Genomic DNA, 18,761 nt, shown 5'->3' on the forward strand with positions numbered 1-18,761 from the left:
GAAAGCACCTAGAAGCGGGCGCAACGAGACATCGAGCTAAACCGCAAAGCATTTCGAGCGAAATTTCGTAGGAGGGGTTTGTTGGGATGAAGATGAAGAAAATCTTGACCACGGCGCTGACGGTATCGCTCGTGGGCATATCGCTTGCCGCCTGCAACAGCAAGGGCAGCGACGAGGGCTCCAGCAGCCCGAGCGCAAGCTCCCCAAGCTCTTCGGCAAGCGCAAGTTCGGCCGCGCCGGAGCAGTCGAAAGAATTCCGGTTCGCCCTGGTCGAACCGCCGACCTTGGATCCTTCCCTGCTGAAGGACGCGCAATCCATTATCGTCGACTACGGTCTGTTCGAAGGGTTGACCCGGTTGAGCGCCGACGGCGAGCCGCAGCCCGCCGTTGCCGAGAAGTGGGACATTTCCGAAGATGGGAAAACGTATACGTTCCACCTTCGCAAAGACATGAAGTGGAGCAACGGGGATCCCGTAACCGCGCACGATTTCGAATTCGCCTGGAAGCGTACGCTTGCCAAGGATACGGCTTCCGATTACGCATACTTCCTGTTCTACCTGGAGAACGGCGAAGAATACAACGCGGGCAATGCGACGGCCGATCAAGTCGGCGTCAAGGCGCTCGACGACTACACGCTGGAAGCGAAGCTGACCAAGGCGACTCCGTACTTCATCAGCCTGGTCGCGCACAACTCCTATTATCCGGAGAACCAGAAGGTCGTGGAAGCGAAGCCGGACTGGGCATCCGAAGCGGACACGATCGTCACGAACGGTCCGTTCCTGCTGAAGAAGTGGGAGCATAACAGCAATATCGTGATGGAGAAGAACCCGAACTACTACGACAAGGACAAAGTCCACTTCACCAAAGTGTCCGTGTCCTTGCTGGAGGAAGATTCGACCATCTACAATCTGTACCAGACGGACAAAATCGACTGGATCGGCGCGCAAGCGGGCTCCATTCCGTCCGACCATATCCCGCAAATGCTGAAGGACGGCACGGCGAAAGTCGAACCGATCGCCGGAACCTACTACTACGAATTCAATACGACGAAAAAGCCGTTCAGCAACATCAAGATCCGTAAAGCGTTCTCGATGGCCATCAACCGTCAAGCCATCATCGACAATGTGACGAAAGGTCACCAGCAGCCGGCGTTCGCCCTCGTACCGCCGAAAATCGCCGGTGTCGACGGGAAGAAGTTCCGCGAGTTGTATCCGGACAACGGCTTCTTCACGGAGAACGTGGACGAAGCGAAGAAGCTGCTGGCGGAAGGCCTCCAAGAGGAAGGCCTCAGCAAGATGCCGGAATTTACGCTGCTGTATAACACGAACGAAGGACACAAAGCGATCGCGGAAGCCATTGCCGACATGTGGCGCAAAAACCTGGGCGTGCAAGTGAAGGTAACGAACCAAGAATGGGGTACGTTCCTGAACACCCGTTCCGCCCAGCAGTATGACGTCGCTCGGGCCGGGTGGGGAGCCGACTTCAACCACGCGATCAACTTCACGTACGACCTGATCCACTCGAAATCCGGCAACAACGACGGCAAGTACAGCAACGCCCAAGTCGACAAGCTGCTGGACGACTCTCTGAACGCCGCATCGGAGAAGGATCGTCTCGATAAGATCGCGCAAGCGGAGAAAATCGCGATGGCCGACGAAATGGCCGAATTGCCGATCTACTACTATACCGCGGTCACGACGCTCAAGCCCGGCTTCACCGGCGTGCAATCCGACTACGCGGGCAACTTGTACTGGGTATTCGGCGACAAACAGTAATCCGACGATTTGAATACGGTCTTAACATCTAAGGAGAAGGGTATATATAGCATCCCTATATATGCCCTTTCTTCCTGTAATTCCAGCCAGAACGGGCGGTGAGATCGATTGGTTCGCTATATCCTGAACAAGTTCATTTTCATGTTCCTGTCGCTGTTCCTGCTGATCACCGCGACTTTCGCCCTGATGAACGCGGTTCCCGGGAGCCCGCTGCAATCCGAGAAAGCGACGACCGAGCAAATCCAGCAAAACATGAAAGAATATTACGGTTTGGATAAACCGGTAATCGTGCAATACGGCGTTTATTTGAAAAAGCTGGCCCATTTCGATCTGGGCATTTCGATGAAGAAGCGGTTTCAATCCGTCAATAAAGCCATTACCCGATCCTTCGGCTATTCGTTCCGACTCGGCATCGTGTCCATCATTACTTCGGTGGTGGCCGGTTGCGTGCTCGGCATAATCGCGGCATTGTACCATCGGAAGTTCCTGGATAACCTGGCGATGATCCTCGCGGTTCTAGGGCTTGCCGTTCCCAGCGTCGTTCTGGCGCCATTGCTGCAATATTTGTTTTCCGTGAAAGTCCGATGGTTTCCCGTTACGGGTTTAACGCACCCGATCGATTACGTGTTGCCGACGATCGCGCTCTCTTCGGTATCGATCGCGTTTATCGCCCGGTTGATCCGTTCGAGCATGATCGAATCGCTGAATGCGGAGTACATCAAGACGGCCAAGTCCAAAGGTTTGGCCGGACACGTGATCGTATGGAAGCACGCGCTGCGCAACTCGATCCTGCCGGTCGTCACCTACCTCGGTTATCTGATTGCCAACGTCATCACCGGATCGGTCATTATCGAGCAGATTTTCGGCATTCCGGGCATGGGCCAATTTTTCGTATCGTGCGTCATCGACCGCGATTATCCGATGATCATGGGAACCACGATTTTCTATGCCGTCCTTCTGGTGGCGTCCCGGTTCCTGGCCGACATCATCTACGTGCTGGTCGATCCGCGGATGAGGGCATCAGCCGGGAAGGCGGTGAAATAAGCGATGCAACAAGAAATCCAAGCGAACGTCTCCGGCGTGGGTCCCGAACGGTTCGAGCCGCTGAAGCGGAATTCGGCCGGCTCCGAGAAAGTCGTGCGCAAAAGCCGCACCGCGTGGCAAGACATCCGCCATCGGCTGACGACGAACAAGCTGGCGATGTTCGGTCTGATCCTGATGGTCGTGATCGCGCTGTTCGCCATTTTCGCCCCGCTGTTCTCGCATTACAATTACTTCGCGAACGATTTGGACAATGTCAGCGCCGCGCCGAGCTTCACGCATTGGTTCGGCACCGACGACCTGGGGCGCGACATGTACGTGCGCACGTGGAAAGGGGCGCAGGTCTCCTTGTTCGTCGGTTTGGTGGCCGCGCTGATCGACCTCGTCATCGGGATCGTCTACGGCGGCATCATGGGCTATTTCGGCGGCAAAGTGGACGAGATCATGAACCGGTTCGCGGAAATCCTGTACGCGATTCCGTACCTGCTCGTCGTCATCCTGCTGCTCGTCATCATGCCGCCCAGCCTGACCACGATTATCGTGGCGATGTCGATTACCGGTTGGATCAACATGGCGTGGATCGTGCGCGGCGAAATCATGCGGCTGAAGAATCAAGAGTACGCTCTTGCTTCCAAAGCGCTGGGGGCAGGTTCGATGCGGATCATTTTCCGCCACCTGATTCCGAACGCGATGGGTCCGATTCTGGTCACGCTCACGCTGACCGTTCCCAGCGCGATGTTCACCGAGGCGTTCCTCAGCTTCCTCGGCTTGGGCGTCCAATCCCCGGTCGCTTCCTGGGGGACGATGATCAACGACGGGGTCAAAGCGATGACCGTTTATCCCTGGCGGGTGCTGTTCCCCGCGCTGTTCCTCAGCTTGACCATGTTCGCCTTTAACGTGTTCGGAGACGGATTGCGCGACGCATTCGATCCGAAGCTGAAACAATAACCGACGTCGGGAAGGAGGTATGCTGAAGTGAAACCGATCCTTGAAGTCAAAGATTTGAACGTTTCTTTCGAGGTATATGGAGGAGAAGTGCAGGCGGTCCGGGGCGTAAACTTCTCGGTCGGAGAAGGAGAAGCGGTCGCGATCGTCGGGGAGTCCGGTTCCGGCAAGAGCGTGACGGCCCAGACGATCATGAGACTGATTCCCACGCCGCCCGGCAACATCAAGAGCGGCTCCGTCCTGTTCGACGGTCAGGATTTGCTGTCGCTGTCCGAGAGGGAAATGCAGAAGGTGCGGGGCAACAAGATCGGGATGATTTTCCAGGATCCGATGACCTCGCTCAATCCGACCATGACGGTCGGCGCGCAAATCATCGAAGGCCTGATGAAACACGAGAAGCTCAGCCGCTCCGCGGCGAGAACAAGAGCGATCGAGCTGCTTTCCATGGTCGGAATTCCGAATCCGGAATCGAGGATCAAGCAGTATCCGCACCATTTTTCCGGCGGCATGCGCCAGCGGGTCATGATCGCGATCGCGCTGGCTTGCAATCCGTCGCTGCTCATCGCGGACGAACCGACGACCGCGCTGGACGTTACGATTCAAGCGCAGATTCTGCGCCTCATGAAAGATCTTCAGCAAAAAACGAAAACTTCGATTATTCTGATCACCCACGACCTGGGTATCGTCGCCGACGTGTGCGACCGCGTCATCGTCATGTACGCGGGGCAGATCGTGGAGACGGGCACGAAATGGGAAATTTTCCGCAATCCGCAGCACCCTTACACGAAAGGGCTGCTTCGTTCGCTGCCGCGCTTGGACCAAAGGAAAGGCGAGCCGCTCGTTCCGATTTTCGGGACGCCGCCCGATCTGATCCAGCCTCCGAAGGGCTGCGGTTTCTGCAGCCGTTGCGACGAGGCGATGCGGATTTGCGAGACCGACGTTCCGGCACCGACCTCCTTGAGCGATACGCAGACGGTGCGCTGCTGGCTGCAGCATCCGCTGGCGAAATCGCCGAACATGGCTGAAGGCAAGGGGGCGAGCGTATGAGCCAAGCATTCGTGGAGGTTCAGGGACTTCGTAAATTTTTCGACCTTGGAAACAAACGCGTGTTAAAAGCGGTTAACGATATCAGCTTCTCGATCCGCAAAGGGGAAACGCTGGGTCTCGTCGGCGAATCCGGCTGCGGGAAATCGACGGCCAGCCGCACGATCATCCGGTTGTACGAGCCGACGGCGGGCCAAGTTCTCCTGGACGGCACCGACGTGACGAAGCTGTCCAAAGCCAAGATGAAGGCGTACCGGCGCAAAATGCAGATGATTTTCCAAGACCCGTACGCCTCGCTCAATCCGAGAATGACGATCCTGGACATCGTCGGCGAAGCGCTCGATATTCACGGCTTGGCGGGGAGCCTGACCGAAAGGAAACGCAAGGTGGAAGAGCTGCTGGAAATGGTCGGCCTGAACGCCGAGCATGCCTCGCGGTATCCCCATGAATTCTCGGGCGGCCAGCGCCAGCGCATCGGCATCACGCGCGCGCTCGCGGTCAAGCCCGAGTTTCTGATCCTGGACGAGCCGATCTCCGCGCTGGACGTGTCGATCCAGGCGCAGATCATCAACTTGATGATCGACCTTCAGAAGAAGATGAACTTGACCTATCTGTTCGTGGCGCACGATCTGTCGATGGTCAAGTACATGAGCGACCGCGTCGCCGTCATGTATTTGGGCAAAATCGTCGAAATGGCGCCCAGCGAGGAATTGTACGCCAATCCGCAGCATCCTTACACCCAGGCGCTGCTGTCCGCCATTCCGGTTCCGGATCCGGACCTGGAGGCGAAGAAGGAGCGGATCGTCCTGAGCGGGGATCTGCCGAGCCCGCTGAATCCGCCGAGCGGCTGTCCGTTCCGGACCCGCTGTCCGGCCGCCATGCCGCAATGCGCGGAGAAGATGCCGGAGTTCAAGGAAACGAAACCGGGACACGGCGTCGCTTGCCATTTGCATAACTGAGTCGAAGAAGCCCCATCTCGCGGGAGTACGCGGGATGGGGCTTTTTGCGCTTGCTCGTCGACTCGGTTGGGGGGTGCACACTAGCCTCTGGCAGCAAGCTTGGGGCTTGGATGGTGAGCTGCAGAGGGAGTATCTCCCTCTGCAGCGTGCGCGGGACGTGAGCGGTGATCTGCAAGGGAGGGCTTCTTTCGCCGTTCAGATTACGGGTGCCGGACTTCCCGGGCATGCTCCGTCTTCGCGACGAGCGGACGCGATGCACGGGCCCGGCTTTCGGCGGAAGCGCGGTAGAACGTGACGATGAGCAGCGCCGCGGCAGTGGCGATATACCCGCCGAACACGGCCGGGGTTTGCGTGTCGGTGCCGTTGTAGATGCCGTGAATCAGCGCCATGAAATAGATCGGGTACGACAGCATGTGCAGCGCCAGCCACAGCTTCTTGGGCAGGGTCGTCCGGAAATCGGACGTCAGCAGGACCAGGAGCAGGCCGTAAAACGCGAGCGAGCCTAAGCCGTACGTGATCGGATGCTCCGGATGGGAGAAGGGAACGAGCAGCTCCGACCAGGAAAACGGGCTGTAATGGTCGATGACCAATACGAGAACGTGCGCGAGCGCGAAAATCATTCCGGCCCCTTGGGTCCGCGTATGCCAAGTATAGATCCGGGCTTTCCAGGTCCCTTTGAGGGAGGGCGTCCCGTACAGGATACCGAGGAACATGCCGGCGAACAGCAAATAGTAGGCGATCAGGCCGGTCGTTCTGGCGATCATCCAGGTCGGCAAATGTACCAGCCATTCCGACATCGTGCATCACGCTCCTTTCCATACCCGCCCGCTGCCGGGCGAGGCGCTCCGATGGAGCTTCAGCCCGCCGTCCCGGGTCATCACCAGCGCGTCGCTGTCCGGACTGGCATGGGCCAGCCAGCGCAAGCCTTCTTGGCTGCCGAGCAGGCACACGGTTTTGGCGGCGATCTCGCATTCCGCGGCCCATCGCCCGGCCACCGTGCATTGCAGGACGTCGGTCTCCGCCGGCTTGCCGGTCCGCGGGTCGATCAGATGGTGCCGCGGACCCTGCTTGGTCATCCAACGGCGTCCCAGCACGCTCGACGTGGCGACGGCTCCGTTGCGCAACGAGACCGCCGATATCGTTTCGCCAGGCTGGCGGGAATCGTCGATTTCGATTTCCCATTCCGGGGTATCCGCGTCTCCCCATACCCGGAGATCGCCCCCCGCGTTGATCAGGCCTGCGGTTATCCCTTTGCTTGTCATCCACCCGGTCAACCGGTCCACCGTCCAGCCTTTGACGATGCCGCCCAGATCGATTTGCGTCTCTTTGTCCAGCCGTACCGCTTGCAGCGGCCCGAACAGCTTCCAGCTGCCGGGACCCGGTTCCTCCCGCTCCCCGGACGCCGATTCGAAGTCGGCTTTGCCGGGCCCGCCCGCGGGTGCTTTCGGCAGCCGCTCGAAGCTTAGCGAATATCCGGCTTGAATCAGCTGGGGCAGGATGCCGGGGTTGAACAATCCGCCGGTCCACCTCTGATAATGCCGGGCCAGGAGCAGCACTTCCTCCATCGTCCGGGAAATCTTCACCGGCAGGCCGGAGGCGAGGTTGAGTCCGGACAGCTCGCTGTCCGGACGGAAGCGGCTGAACGTCCGCTCGGAATAGGCGAACCAGCTCCGGGCATCCCGAAAGGCGGGATGAAGGCCGGCCGGGTGCGGCTCTACGGTCAAGGACACGATGATATCGGTATTCATGGCCCGAAAACGGTCCGTCGTCAGCGTTAAGGTATCCATCAGGAATGCCCCGATCGGGAGCCGAAGCCGCTGCTGCCCGAACTGTCGGAACCGCCGAGGCTTCCGGAACCGCCAAAGCTGCCGCCCGAGCCGTCGCCGGTGCCGCCGTCGGATTCGCCGCCGAAGCGCCCGTGGCGCTCGAACCTTCCGCCGGTGCCGGAGGATCCGTCATCCGTACCGGAACCGGAGTCTTGTCCATTCTGGTCCTGCCACTCCCGGAAAACCGGGTCCTGCGCGGACGGGTCCTCTTGCTGCCGTGTCGCGCCGGAATCGACTGCCGAACTCGCATAAGCTTGATAAGCTTCGCTGTTCTTCGCATGCTGGAGCAGCAAAGCGACGGATAACGTGCATCCGGCGCCGACCATCCATTTGCGAAGGGATTTTCGTATCGGTGCCCGCATGGGGCTCACCTCCTCTCATTCGGTGCAACCACAGGATATAGGAGAAGCCTGAAATGAACCTGAACCCAATCTGAATGTTCGTTGAAAGCCGCCGGGAATTCTTAAGCGTTTTCTCTTTACGCTGAGACCTTCACGCATTAAAATGAAAACAATACGTCTCAGGCGCGGAGCAGCGAACCTGCCGCCGGCTTGGGAACGGCTACGAGGGAACGCTCATGAACCGATACGAGGCCGAATTCAGCAACCTGGTGAAAGCCTTCCGCAAACGCCACATGGGCAAAGGGCCGAGCCGCATCACGACGACCTTCTGCAAGAACTGGGCGATTTGCGAGATGGAAGGCAACCTGTCTCCCGTAGAGAAATTCATGGCGAACGCGGATGACGGGAAACACTTGGTGAGGGAAGCCCGGACTCAGTGGGTCAAGGAGATGTACCGCAAAAACCATCCGGTCGAAATGGAAGAACTGCTCGGAGCGAAATTCCTCGATCTGTTCGTCGACATCGACGTGGACAAAGATTTCGGAATGTCCGTATTCGTCTTTGACCAGGACTTGCAGCGCAAGTTCGGCAGCGGCAACGATGAATCATAGAGCCAGTCAGGATTGGATACCCCGCAGCGCACCTGCAAGGGACTAACCGCCAGGCATGATTTCTTCTCCCGAAGAGTTCATCGTCTCGCGGTTTTTTTGGCATTCGATATCGGATGGTTTATCGATGGGAGGAAGCAGAGACACAATGGGAGCGACGAAACATTCCGGCCCGATCAAGCTGCCCGGACGGCCGGATCCGAAGCTGTGGGTCAGCAAAATTCCGTTCGGCTTGGGCAAGGTCAAGCCGAAGCATATCCGCGATACGATCAAGGTCGCCTGGAAAAACCGGGACAGCCTGCCGTATGCCTACCGGATTCTCACCCAGGGGGTCTGCGACGGCTGCGCGCTGGGCGTGGCCGGGCTGCGGGACCGGACGCTGGACGGGCCGCACCTGTGCACGACGAGATTGAACGTTCTCCGGCTGAACACGATGCCGGCGATCAAGCCCGATATCCTGCATGCCGACATCGACGAGTTGCGCAAGCGGAACAGCACGGAACTGCGGGATCTCGGGCGCATTCCGTATCCGCTCGTCCGCGCCAAGGGGGAGCGGTCGTTCCGCCGGGCAAGCTGGGAGGAAGCGCTGGACCGCATCGCGGCGAAAATCCGCGGGATCGACCCGAAGCAGCTGGCCTTTTATTTGACGGCGCGGGGCATCACCAACGAATCCTACTACGCCGCGGCCAAGGCGGCCCGATTCATCGGCACGAACAACATCGACAACGCCTCGCGGATCTGCCATTCCCCGTCCAAGACGGCGCTGAAGCGGTCTCTGGGCATCGGGGCTTCCAGCTGCAATTACAAGGACTGGATCGGCACGGACGTGCTGGTGTTCTGGGGCAGCGTGGCCGCGAACAACCAGCCGGTGTCGACCAAATACATGTACGCCGCCAAACGCGAAGGAACGAAGATCATCGTCATCAACCCGTACCGCGAACCGGCCATGGAAGGGTATTGGATTCCGTCGATCCCCGAATCCGCGTTGTTCGGCACCAAGCTGGCGGACGATTTCTATCAGGTGAACATCGGCGGCGATATCGCGTTCATGAACGGGGTTATGAAAACGTGGTTCGAAATGGAGGAGGTGTCACCAGGTTCGGCGATCGACCATGCCTTCGTCCGCGAGCACGCGAACGGCTTCAAGGAGCTGAAGGCTTTCGTCACGCGGCTCGACTGGGAGGCGCTCGAGCATTCCTCGGGCCTCAGCCGGGAACGGATGCGGGAGTTCGCGGAGCTGCTAGCCCGTTCCCGCTCCGGCGTGTTCGTCTGGAGCATGGGGCTGACGCAGCATCGGTTCGGGACGGACAACATTTCGCAGGTGGCGAACCTGGCGCTGCTGCGGGGTTTTATCGGCCGGGAGCATTGCGGCGTCATGCCGATCCGCGGCCATAGCGGCGTCCAGGGCTCCGGGGAGATGGGGGCGGATCCGTTCAGCCTGCCGGGCGGGGAATTCGCGGAGAAGGACATCGCCCGGATCGAACGGCTGTGGGGCTTCGAGCTTCCGAAATGGCAGGGGGACATCGTCGGCGTATCGCTGGAAAATGCCTTGCTGCCGGACGATCATGAGCGCAAGCTGAAGGTGTTCTATACGTCGGGAGGCAATTTCCTCGAGACGATGCCGGATCCGGATTTCGTGCGGAGCTGCCTGGAAAACGTGGAGGTCCGCGTGCACCAGGACATCGTGCTCAACACCTCAACGCTGGCGGACGCGAGGGATGAGGTGTGGGTGCTGCCCGCCATGACGCGGTACGAGCAACCTGGCGGCGGCACGTCCACTTCGACGGAGCGGATGGTTTATTTCTCGCCGGAAATCAAAGGACCGCGCATCGCGGAGGCTCGCCCGGAATGGGCGATTTACGGAGAACTGGCGGCCAGGGTGAAGCCGGAGGGCAGCGAAGCGGTCCGGTTCCGGGACGCCGCGGCGATCCGGGCGGAGATTGCGCGCGCGGCGCCGAATTACGACGGCATTCAGCATCTGAAGCAGCAAGGGGACGTGTTCCAATGGGGAGGCGCCTGGCTCTGCGAAGGCGGGGTGTGCCCGACGCCCGACGGCCGGGGACGGCTGCTGCCGATCGAGCTGCCGGAGCTGCGCAAGCCGGAGGGGCATTTCTATGCCACGACCCGGCGGGGCAAGCAATTCAATTCCATGGTGTACGGAGAGACCGATCCCTTTAACGGGGCTGGCCGCTTCGACGTCCTGATCAGTCCGGAGGACGCGGCCGCGCTCGGTTTGCGGGACGGGGACGCGGTCGTCGCGTACAACCGGCACGGCGTGTTCCATGGCCGGGCCAAACGGGAAGCGGTCGCGCCCGGCAATATCGAGCTTTATTGGCCGGAGGGCAACATGCTGTTCCCGAAAGGGGTCTACGAGTCCCATGCGGGGATCCCGGAATACAACGCGGCGGTCATCGTGGAGAAGGCGGAGACTTACCACGCTCTGAAGGACACGCGCTACGTAGAGCGCCGAGTCGAGGAGCTGGAAGTTGACCTGCCCGGGTGACGGGGATGGATTCACACAATGGAGAGGGGGGAACGGCCGATGAGCACGACATGGCGCACGATCCGGATCGCCGGCGCGGAGCGCGTGGAGAAGGAGGATGAAATCGCGGCGGAGTACCCGCTCACGATTCGGCTGGACGGGGAAGAATTCGCCACGCTGGTGTGCTCTCCGTCCGACTTGACGGATCTCGTCGTCGGATTCCTCGCCTCCGAAGGCGTGATCCGCAGGATGGAGGACATCAAGGCGTTGTCGATCGACGAGGAAAGAGGCTTCGCTTATGCGGAGCTGGTGCGTCCGCAGTCGACGGGCAAAGATTTCTATTCGAAACGGCTGATCGGCTCCTGCTGCGGCAAGAGCCGGCAATTTTACTTCCACAACGACGCGAGGACGGCGAAGACGGTGACGGGCGGCATCCGCCTGCCGGCGGACCGCTGCTTCGCCTTCATGGAGCAGCTGCAGGCGGGCTCGGCGGAATTCCGCTCCACGGGCGGCGTGCATAATGCCGCGCTGTGCGACGAGTCCGGGCTCGTGGAGGCGCGGACGGACATCGGGCGGCATAACGCGCTCGACAAGCTGTTCGGGCATTGCATCCGCAACCGCGTCGACGCGAAACGCCGCGTTATCGCCTTCAGCGGCCGGCTGTCCTCCGAGGTCGTGCTGAAGGCGGCCAAAATCGGCTGCCCGATCCTGCTCTCCAAGTCGGCGCCGACCGATCTGGCACTTCAGCTGGCGGAGGATTTGGGACTCACCTGCGCCGGATTTATCCGCGGGGACGCCATGAACGTGTACACGCATTCCCAGCGGATTTTGACGGAATAGCCAGGCTCAGGCTTCTTCGCAGGCGATCCGGAGCTCGGCACGGAAGGTCTCCCCAGGTTGGACCTGGAGGAGGCCTTTTTTGTCGTTCAGCGCTTCGTTCAGCGCCGTCCAAGGCTCCACGCAGACGAACGGCTTGCCTTCCACCGACCAAAGCACGACGTAGCGGAACTCCTCGCCGTACGTCATTTTTACCATCGCCTCGGTCGACAGCGGGAACGCGATTTCGGGCCGGGCCGCGTCCAGCAGAGCCGCGGATTCCTTCATCCCGGTCAAATCGAGCGTGCCCTCGAAAGGTTTGACGGCGCCGTCGTTATAGTCGAGATAACGCTGCGCGTCCGTGACGTACGGCAGGTTCTTGCCTTCCGTCGCGAAGTAGGGGTGGAAGCCGGCGACCATCGGCATGGGGCGGTCGGACAAGTTCCGATACTCCTGTTCGATCGTCAGCGCTCCTTCGCGGAGGCGGTAAGTGAACCGAAGCTCGAACTCGAACGGATAGGAGGCCAGCGTGTCGGGGGTGCTGCGCAGCGTCAATTGGACCCAGGCGGAGCCGTCCGCGCCCGTTGCGGCTTCGGTCCAGGGGCGGTTGCGCGCGACGCCGTGGTTTTTCATTTTATAGGTCCGGCCTTCCCATTCGTATTCGCCGCCGCGGAGCTGCCCGCAGATGGGAAACAGCACGGGGATTCCGCCGCGGATGTTGGCTTCGGGGTCGTAAAACGTGTCCGGATCGAGATACAGAAGCTGCCGACCGCCGAGTTCGGCACCGATGACGATGCCGCCTCTCTCCGGACAGATGCGAACCCGGGAGTTCGTCGCATGGTCGATCAAGTCGATCAGGGGATACTGATCCGTGACGCGGGAAATTTCGTACGGGTTCAACACGTTCAAAGCGGATTCCTCCTGCATTTAAGGGTCTTTATGTAGCTTTTCCTCATTATAGCAACCTGCGGCGAAAAAGCCATTTACAGCGACACACGTGTCGCTTATAATAACGACATCAGTGTCGTTATTATTTTTTTGATTTACGGCTGAATGGAGGGTGCCTTGATGTCTCCCAAGGTGGCGGACGAACATAAGGAAGCGAGAAGGAAGCAGATTCTGGCGGCGGCGGTTCGGGTGTTCACGCGGCTGGGCTACCAGGCTGCGACGATGAAGGACGTCGTGGAGGAAAGCGGGATGAGCCGCGGCGGCGTGTATCTGTATTACGGGAGCACGGAGCGAATGATGCTGGACTTGATCGGCGAGACGGACGAAGAGGTTGCCGGCATGCCGAAGCTGGCGCGTCCGGATCGGCCCGTATGGGAGACGATCGAGCAGCTGATGCGCCATTTGGCGGGGGGAGTAACGAAGGGTGCCGCGGGCATGGCTCCGGTCTTTTACGAATTTTTCATTACGGCCTGGAGGAAGCGAACCTACGAAACGTTGATGGAAAGCAGATACGACCAGAACGTCTCGGCGGTCGTCCGTCTCTTGGAGGAGGGCGCGAGACGGGGGGAATTTCAACCGCGGGTTTCTTTGGAGACGATTGCCCGGATGCTTTTCTCGTTTCACGACGGCATGCAGATCCACGCCATCCAGTTCGGCGACCGGCGGACGGATACCCGGGGGCAGACCGAAGGCATGCTCGCAGCGCTCAGGCATTTGCTCGGGGTTCAAGACAAGGAGGAGCAGCCATGAAAAGCGTCTTTGGCAACCGTACTTTCGTGGGGCTGTTTCTGGCTACGATCGCGTCCCAACTGGGGACGATCGTCGGCAATACGGCTTTCGCCTTCTATCTGTTGGATCGGTATGCCGCCCAGCCGGGTTACGCTTCCTTGGCGGAATTGATGTATTCGCTGCCGACCTTGCTCGTATTCTGGGTCGTCGGCGTGGCCGCGGACCGGTTCGACCGGCGGCGCATCGCGGAGTATTCCGCCTGGATCCGCGTCGGATTGACCGTTCTGCTGCTGCTAGCGTTGAACGGAGGATGGCTCCCGGCCGCCTTCGCGGTTTTGTTCCTGCGCAGCGCGGTATCGAAGTTCTATGCGCCGGCGGAGACGGCCCTGCTGCAGGGGATCCTGGCTCCCGAGCAATACGTCGCGGCATCGGGCTTGAACCAGACCGTCATGGGCGTGTTCATGATGTTCGGCGTCTCCCTCGGCGCGTTGATGTACCATGGATTCGGCATCTCCGGCGCCGTCGCGCTCGACGGGATCTGCTTAATCGCGGTGGCGCTGCTCGTTCGGTCTTGCCCGATTCCGGCGGGTATCGCGCTGCCGAACGGCCGCGCCTCCTGGCGGTCCATCCGGTGGACGTCCATGGCGGGCGAGTTCGCGGAAGGGCTGCGGTATATCCGGGGATTCCGCTTGTTGACGGCGCTGCTCGGCGGGTTCTTGCTGTTCGGGCTGCTGAACGGCGGATTCGCCGTGCTGCCGCTGTACACGATGAAATACAAGCTGGCGCCGGACCGCTATGCGTTCTTTTCCTCGATGTTCGCCGTTTTTCTAGGGATAGGATTCTTGATCGGAAGCATGATCGGCCCCGCGCTCGTGAATCGGTTCCAGCCTTATCGGGTCATCATCGCATCCCTGCTGGGGACCGGTCTGGCAAGCGTGGCTTTGATCGAGGAAGATCAACCTTGGGTGTACCTGTCCGTCGTGCTGGTCATCGGGGCTTTGCTGGCCCCGCTCAACATCGCGATCGGCGGCTGGCTCCCCGCCTTGGTGGACGCCCGCCAGATGGGCCGGGTCAGCGCCTGGAACGATCCGCTGCTCATGCTCGGCCAGTCCGTCGCGCTCGGCCTGATCGCCATGTTGTACCCAGGCGCCTTGTCGCTGGAGGCGATCTACGTCTCGATTTCGGTCATTCTGGCGGCGGCGTTCGCGTTCTATCTGTTCACGCTGCCGCGTTATCAGCGCAGGCACGCCGCCGCTCTGGGGCGGCAGGAGACGGCCACGTAGGGCGGTTAAGAAAGAAAGTTTCTTAACTCACCCACGCGCCCAGCGGAAGTAATGGAGATAAAGAAGAAAGTTTCTTAACTCAGCGGAAAACCCGTATTTATGCATGAGTTAAGTAAGGTTGTTTCTTAACTCGACCACAAACCCGGCGATAACGGTGGAATTGAGGAAGAAAGTTTCTTATCTCAACAAATAAAACGGCGAGCTAGCCCATGTATCGCGTAAGACCGTCGGAATTTTACGGGGAACGCGACTTGCGGATGCGGATGGGTGCGGGCAGACGGGGAAACAGACGGAGAAGCAGACGGAAAAACAGACGGAGAAGCAGACGGAGAAGCAGACGGAGAAGCAGACGGAGAAACAGAAGGATAAACAGACGGGGAAGCAGATGTCGAAACAGACATCGAAACAGATGGAGAAACAGGTGGAGAAAGAGAAGGAGAAAGAAGAAAGCGGCTCCTGCCGGTTCTAGCCGAACCGAAGGAGCCGCTTCTTTGCGTTACCCTGAATCGCGACGCTTCACATCCGCGCTTTCACGTTCTCGATCACTTTCCGGCGCGTCTCCGCGTCAACTGGCTGTCCGCCTGCCAGCTCCAGCGCCCAGAGGACCGCGCCCGTGGCGGGCGGTACGTCCAGCAGGATGTACCGGCACCGGCGGTCCGTCAGGCTGACGAAGTGCTGCCGGAACAACTCGAACATCAGCGGGCTTTCCGCCTTCACCCAGACCGATCCGGCCAGGATGACGTCCACTTCCTCCACGCCGTCGAAATCCAGGTTCTCCAAACAGCCGACCGCGGAGCAAGCGAGCTGCCGTGCCGTGTTGTCCACGATGCCGTGCGCGGCGGCATCGCCCTCGTCGGCCGCCGCGAACAGGATCCGCATCAGCTCGGTATTCGGAAGCGCGCGCCCCAGCATCCGGCTCACGGCCTGCTCCATGAAGCGCTCTTTCCCGGCAACCCCCAGCAGCCGCATGGCCGGCTCGGCCATCCGGGTTACGGGCCCCATGCGGTAGAAGGAATCGTACACCGCGCGCAGCACCTTCCGGGCCAGGAAATAACCGCCGGCTTCGTCGCCGGACAGCTCGCTGCCCAGACCTCCGACCAGAAGCCGGCGGCCGGAAGGGGAGATGCCGCCCGTCGAGGTCCCCGATCCGTTGATCGAACAAATGCCGAAGCCCCGCTCGCTCCCCGCCTTGATGCCCAGGAACGAATCGTTGTCCATAGCGTAGCGGCGGAACCCGATCCGTTCGATCACTTCGTTCAGCCGTTCCTTCTGCGAAGGAAGGTCCGCGCCCGCCAATCCGAAAGCGCCGGCCGAGACGTCGTCCAACGTCAGGCCGCTCCGCGCGAGCAGCTGCCCGATCTGCTCGTTCATGATCCGATAGGTGCTGTCGTAGGCGTCGCGGAACTGCTCGTGGCTGCACGTGCCGTCCCGGACGTGATCCACGAAATTTCCCTGGACGTCAAAGAGGAAATAATCGGTCTTGCTGTTGCCGCCGTCTACGCCAATGACATAAGAGGCGCTCATGCCCGGGTTTGAAGTTCTCCGTAGAATTGGGGCAGGTATTCCTTGTGGGCTTCCTTCAGCTCGTCGAAGCAGGCGCGGGCCGCGTCGTAATCGCCGACGAGCGGGTTCATCAGCAGCGCGCGCATGGCGGCGTCCTCGCTTCCCGTAACGGCGGCGGCGACGGTCTCGCGCTCGTAGGCTTTCACCATGCGCATATAATCGATGATGTGGCGGTTGTCGAAATCCCGGATCTGCACCGGCTTCGCGCCGTCCTTGCCGATGACGGCGCCGACTTCCACGGCGTCGCGATCTTCCATGAACGGCAGAGCGCCTTGGTTCAGCAGATTGACGACATGGAATTCCTGCTTGTCGTTATAGATGGCGTCCACCAGGCTGATCGCCACCTCGGAATAGTTGGCGCCGCCGCGGGAGGAGAGCAGCTCGGGCTTCGTATGAAGCTCCGAATCCGAGTAAATCTGGAGCAGATCCTCTTCGATCTGCATGCATTTCTCGCCGCGGGACATTTCGCTTTCCTGCAGGAGCTTCAGCTTCTTCTCATGGAAATAGTAATATTCCAAATAGGAGGAAGGAATGGCGCCCGCCATCCGGACGACTTCCTTGCTGAAGCCGCTGGACGGGATGTTTTTCATTGCTTCGCTGTTCAGGCCCATTTCCAGCGCGTCGCGCACGTAATCTTTGCCGTCCTGCTCGATCGAAGTAATCCAGCTGAGATGGTTAAGGCCGACATAGGTGAAATTGGCGCGGGGCAGCTCCAGCTTCTCGCGGATGCTCTTGAACATATTGAAAGGCACGTTGCAGAGGCCGAGCATTTTGATTTTCGTGTGGTTTAGGACGGCCTCCGTGATGATGCCTGCGGGATTCGAGAAGTTGATCAGCCACGCGTCCGGACAAAGCTCTTCCATGCGGCGGGCGATCCGCAGCATGACGGGAATCGTCCGCATTGCCTTGAAGAAGCCGCCGATTCCGCACGTTTCCTGGCCGATCAGGCCGTATTTGAGCGGGATTTTCTCGTCCAGCACCCGGGCCGGCAGCTTGCCGACGCGGATTTGCGCGAGCACGAAATCAGCGCCTTTCAGCGCCTCGTCCTGATCCATCGTCCGAATGACGCGGCAGGACATGCCGGCGGCCCCAATCATCCGCTCGCACAAGCTGCCGACGATATCGAGCTTCCGCTGGTCGATGTCCATTAGGACGAGTTCGCGGATGGGCAGGACGTCTTTCCGTTTGATGATTCCTTCGATCAACTCCGGCGTATACGTGCTTCCGGATCCGATAATGGCGATTTTCAACGGGTTCCCTTCCTTTCGATGCATCGCATATAAAAATCGAACCTTGTTACGTATGATTATAGCATGCCGACAGAAAATGCCACAATAAAATATAGAAATTAAATTTCAATGTGATATAATTATTTCGAAATAAAATTTTTAATTAAAGCTTTGCGTGATTCTTCTTCCGTTGGTTTTTCTTGTAATTTGTCGACGGCAAGCTTACTATTTAGCTAGAATCCAACAGGGCGAGTAGGGAGATGCGATGGCGATTCACGACAATATCCTGATCAAGATCCGAGAGATGAAAGACAGCCTGACGCCGGTCGAAAAAATGGTGGCCGAATACATTCTCGCCAACACCGAGGAGATCCCCCACCTCTCCATCAAAAGCCTGGCCCAACTCAGCAAGACGAGCGACGCCTCGGTGCTCCGCTTCTGCAAGACGATGGGATACAGCGGCTACCGCAGCTTCATCGTCAGCATTTCGGCTTCGCTCGGCTCCATGGATGAAGACCAGAAGGATCAGTATACCGACATCCAGCCGGGGGACGATCTTTCGGTCATCATCGCCAACATATCCCGCAATAATATTAAATCGATCGAAGACACGCTGAGCGTCATCAACTGGAACGAAATCGCCCGCGCGGTGAAGGTGCTTCGCGAGAGTACCCGCATCGTATTTTTCGGAATCGGCGCCTCCGGGCTCGTCTGCATGGACGGGGAGCAGAAATTTTCGCGCATTAACAAGATGTGCCACGCCTACACCGACGGCCACAGCCAGCTGACGGCCGCGACGCTGCTCGGCAAAGGCGACGTGGCGTTCTTCGTGTCGAATTCCGGCGATACCGTGGAAATTCTGGACACGCTGGAGATCGCCCGGAAGAACGGAGCCACGACGATCGCCTTAACCAAGTATAACAAGAGCGAGCTGGCGGATAAATCGAATATCGTGCTCAGCATTTCCACGCCCGAAATCACGATGCGCAGCGGGGCCATGGGCTCGCGCATCGCCATGCTGACGGTCATCGACATTCTGTTTGCCGGAGTGGCCAGCGCGGAGTATCAGAAGGTGAAAAAATATTTGTCGAAAACCCACAACATTCTGGCCGGAAAGCACCGGAAATAAGCGCTGTCACGGCTATGGCGCCGCTTTCAAGCGGCGTTTTTTT

General features: G+C 59.5%; 17 protein-coding genes. 11 read left to right on the forward strand and 6 right to left on the reverse strand.

Annotated elements, in window-relative coordinates; genetic code table 11:
• Positions 1 to 86: 86 nt before the first annotated feature.
• The 5 genes from PTZ19_RS13505 (at position 87) to PTZ19_RS13525 (ending at position 5,764) form a co-directional block, all read left to right on the forward strand.
• Positions 87 to 1,775, forward strand: coding sequence for a peptide ABC transporter substrate-binding protein (locus PTZ19_RS13505; RefSeq protein ID WP_276355264.1), 1,689 nt, complete (start codon positions 87 to 89; stop codon positions 1,773 to 1,775).
• A 108-nt stretch (positions 1,776 to 1,883) separates the two neighbouring features.
• Positions 1,884 to 2,819 (forward strand): ABC transporter permease, encoded by a 936-nt coding sequence (locus PTZ19_RS13510; protein WP_276355266.1) that lies wholly within the window; start codon positions 1,884 to 1,886, stop codon positions 2,817 to 2,819.
• A gap of 3 nt (positions 2,820 to 2,822) precedes the next feature.
• Complete coding sequence (locus PTZ19_RS13515) at positions 2,823 to 3,764, forward strand: ABC transporter permease (protein ID WP_276355268.1); 942 nt, start codon at positions 2,823 to 2,825, stop codon at positions 3,762 to 3,764.
• A 27-nt stretch (positions 3,765 to 3,791) separates the two neighbouring features.
• On the forward strand, positions 3,792 to 4,808 hold the full coding sequence (locus PTZ19_RS13520) for an ABC transporter ATP-binding protein (RefSeq protein WP_276355271.1): 1,017 nt from the start codon (positions 3,792 to 3,794) through the stop codon (positions 4,806 to 4,808).
• Positions 4,805 to 5,764 (forward strand): ABC transporter ATP-binding protein, encoded by a 960-nt coding sequence (locus tag PTZ19_RS13525; RefSeq protein ID WP_276355272.1) that lies wholly within the window; start codon positions 4,805 to 4,807, stop codon positions 5,762 to 5,764. The genes PTZ19_RS13520 and PTZ19_RS13525 overlap by 4 nt, the downstream gene beginning before the upstream one ends.
• A 200-nt stretch (positions 5,765 to 5,964) precedes the next feature.
• Here PTZ19_RS13525 and PTZ19_RS13530 read toward each other — a convergent pair whose 3' ends face one another.
• Genes PTZ19_RS13530 through PTZ19_RS13540 form a run of 3 tightly spaced genes read right to left on the reverse strand, consistent with a single transcriptional unit; the run spans position 5,965 to position 7,952 of the window.
• Complete coding sequence (locus tag PTZ19_RS13530; RefSeq protein WP_276355274.1) at positions 5,965 to 6,561, reverse strand: ferric reductase-like transmembrane domain-containing protein; 597 nt, start codon at positions 6,559 to 6,561, stop codon at positions 5,965 to 5,967.
• A 6-nt stretch (positions 6,562 to 6,567) separates the two neighbouring features.
• The gene (locus PTZ19_RS13535; protein ID WP_276355275.1) at positions 6,568 to 7,551 is read right to left on the reverse strand and encodes an FAD:protein FMN transferase; all 984 of its coding nucleotides are present in this window, start codon (positions 7,549 to 7,551) and stop codon (positions 6,568 to 6,570) included.
• Complete coding sequence (locus tag PTZ19_RS13540; RefSeq protein WP_276355277.1) at positions 7,551 to 7,952, reverse strand: hypothetical protein; 402 nt, start codon at positions 7,950 to 7,952, stop codon at positions 7,551 to 7,553. Before PTZ19_RS13540 ends, PTZ19_RS13535 begins: the two co-directional genes overlap by 1 nt.
• A gap of 215 nt (positions 7,953 to 8,167) precedes the next feature.
• Between PTZ19_RS13540 and PTZ19_RS13545 the strand changes: the two genes are divergently transcribed.
• The 3 genes from PTZ19_RS13545 to fdhD all read left to right on the forward strand — a co-directional run bounded on the left by PTZ19_RS13545 (position 8,168) and on the right by fdhD (position 11,861).
• Positions 8,168 to 8,542: a Na-translocating system protein MpsC family protein gene (locus PTZ19_RS13545; protein WP_276355279.1), complete on the forward strand. Its 375-nt coding sequence runs from the start codon at positions 8,168 to 8,170 to the stop codon at positions 8,540 to 8,542.
• 145 nt (positions 8,543 to 8,687) lie between these two features.
• The gene (locus tag PTZ19_RS13550) at positions 8,688 to 11,042 is read left to right on the forward strand and encodes an FdhF/YdeP family oxidoreductase (RefSeq protein ID WP_276355281.1); all 2,355 of its coding nucleotides are present in this window, start codon (positions 8,688 to 8,690) and stop codon (positions 11,040 to 11,042) included.
• Positions 11,043 to 11,081: 39 nt separating this feature from the next.
• Positions 11,082 to 11,861 (forward strand): formate dehydrogenase accessory sulfurtransferase FdhD, encoded by a 780-nt coding sequence (gene fdhD, locus PTZ19_RS13555; RefSeq protein ID WP_276355283.1) that lies wholly within the window; start codon positions 11,082 to 11,084, stop codon positions 11,859 to 11,861.
• A gap of 6 nt (positions 11,862 to 11,867) precedes the next feature.
• Here the strand turns inward: fdhD and PTZ19_RS13560 are convergent, their stop codons facing one another.
• A complete protein-coding gene (locus PTZ19_RS13560; protein WP_276355443.1) occupies positions 11,868 to 12,740 on the reverse strand; it encodes an aldose epimerase family protein in 873 nt (290 codons plus the stop codon).
• A gap of 165 nt (positions 12,741 to 12,905) precedes the next feature.
• On the opposite strand from PTZ19_RS13560, the gene PTZ19_RS13565 reads away from it, so the two are divergent.
• Positions 12,906 to 13,535 (forward strand): TetR/AcrR family transcriptional regulator, encoded by a 630-nt coding sequence (locus tag PTZ19_RS13565; RefSeq protein WP_276355285.1) that lies wholly within the window; start codon positions 12,906 to 12,908, stop codon positions 13,533 to 13,535.
• Positions 13,532 to 14,797 carry an MFS transporter gene (locus PTZ19_RS13570; RefSeq protein ID WP_276355287.1) on the forward strand — a complete coding sequence of 422 codons (1,266 nt, stop codon included), beginning with the start codon at positions 13,532 to 13,534 and terminating at the stop codon, positions 14,795 to 14,797. The genes PTZ19_RS13565 and PTZ19_RS13570 overlap by 4 nt, the downstream gene beginning before the upstream one ends.
• 516 nt (positions 14,798 to 15,313) lie before the next feature.
• Here the strand turns inward: PTZ19_RS13570 and PTZ19_RS13575 are convergent.
• Positions 15,314 to 16,321, reverse strand: coding sequence for an N-acetylglucosamine kinase (locus tag PTZ19_RS13575; RefSeq protein ID WP_276355290.1), 1,008 nt, complete (start codon positions 16,319 to 16,321; stop codon positions 15,314 to 15,316).
• Entirely contained in the window at positions 16,318 to 17,610 is a 1,293-nt protein-coding gene (locus tag PTZ19_RS13580) for a 6-phospho-beta-glucosidase (protein ID WP_276355292.1), read from the reverse strand. Before PTZ19_RS13580 ends, PTZ19_RS13575 begins: the two co-directional genes overlap by 4 nt.
• 244 nt (positions 17,611 to 17,854) lie before the next feature.
• Here PTZ19_RS13580 and PTZ19_RS13585 point away from each other — a divergent pair, with 244 nt between their 5' ends.
• The gene (locus PTZ19_RS13585; protein ID WP_276355294.1) at positions 17,855 to 18,718 is read left to right on the forward strand and encodes a MurR/RpiR family transcriptional regulator; all 864 of its coding nucleotides are present in this window, start codon (positions 17,855 to 17,857) and stop codon (positions 18,716 to 18,718) included.
• Positions 18,719 to 18,761 lie beyond the last annotated feature (43 nt).

Source organism: Cohnella caldifontis (assembly GCF_029360585.1).
GTDB classification, from domain to species: domain Bacteria; phylum Bacillota; class Bacilli; order Paenibacillales; family Paenibacillaceae; genus Cohnella; species Cohnella caldifontis.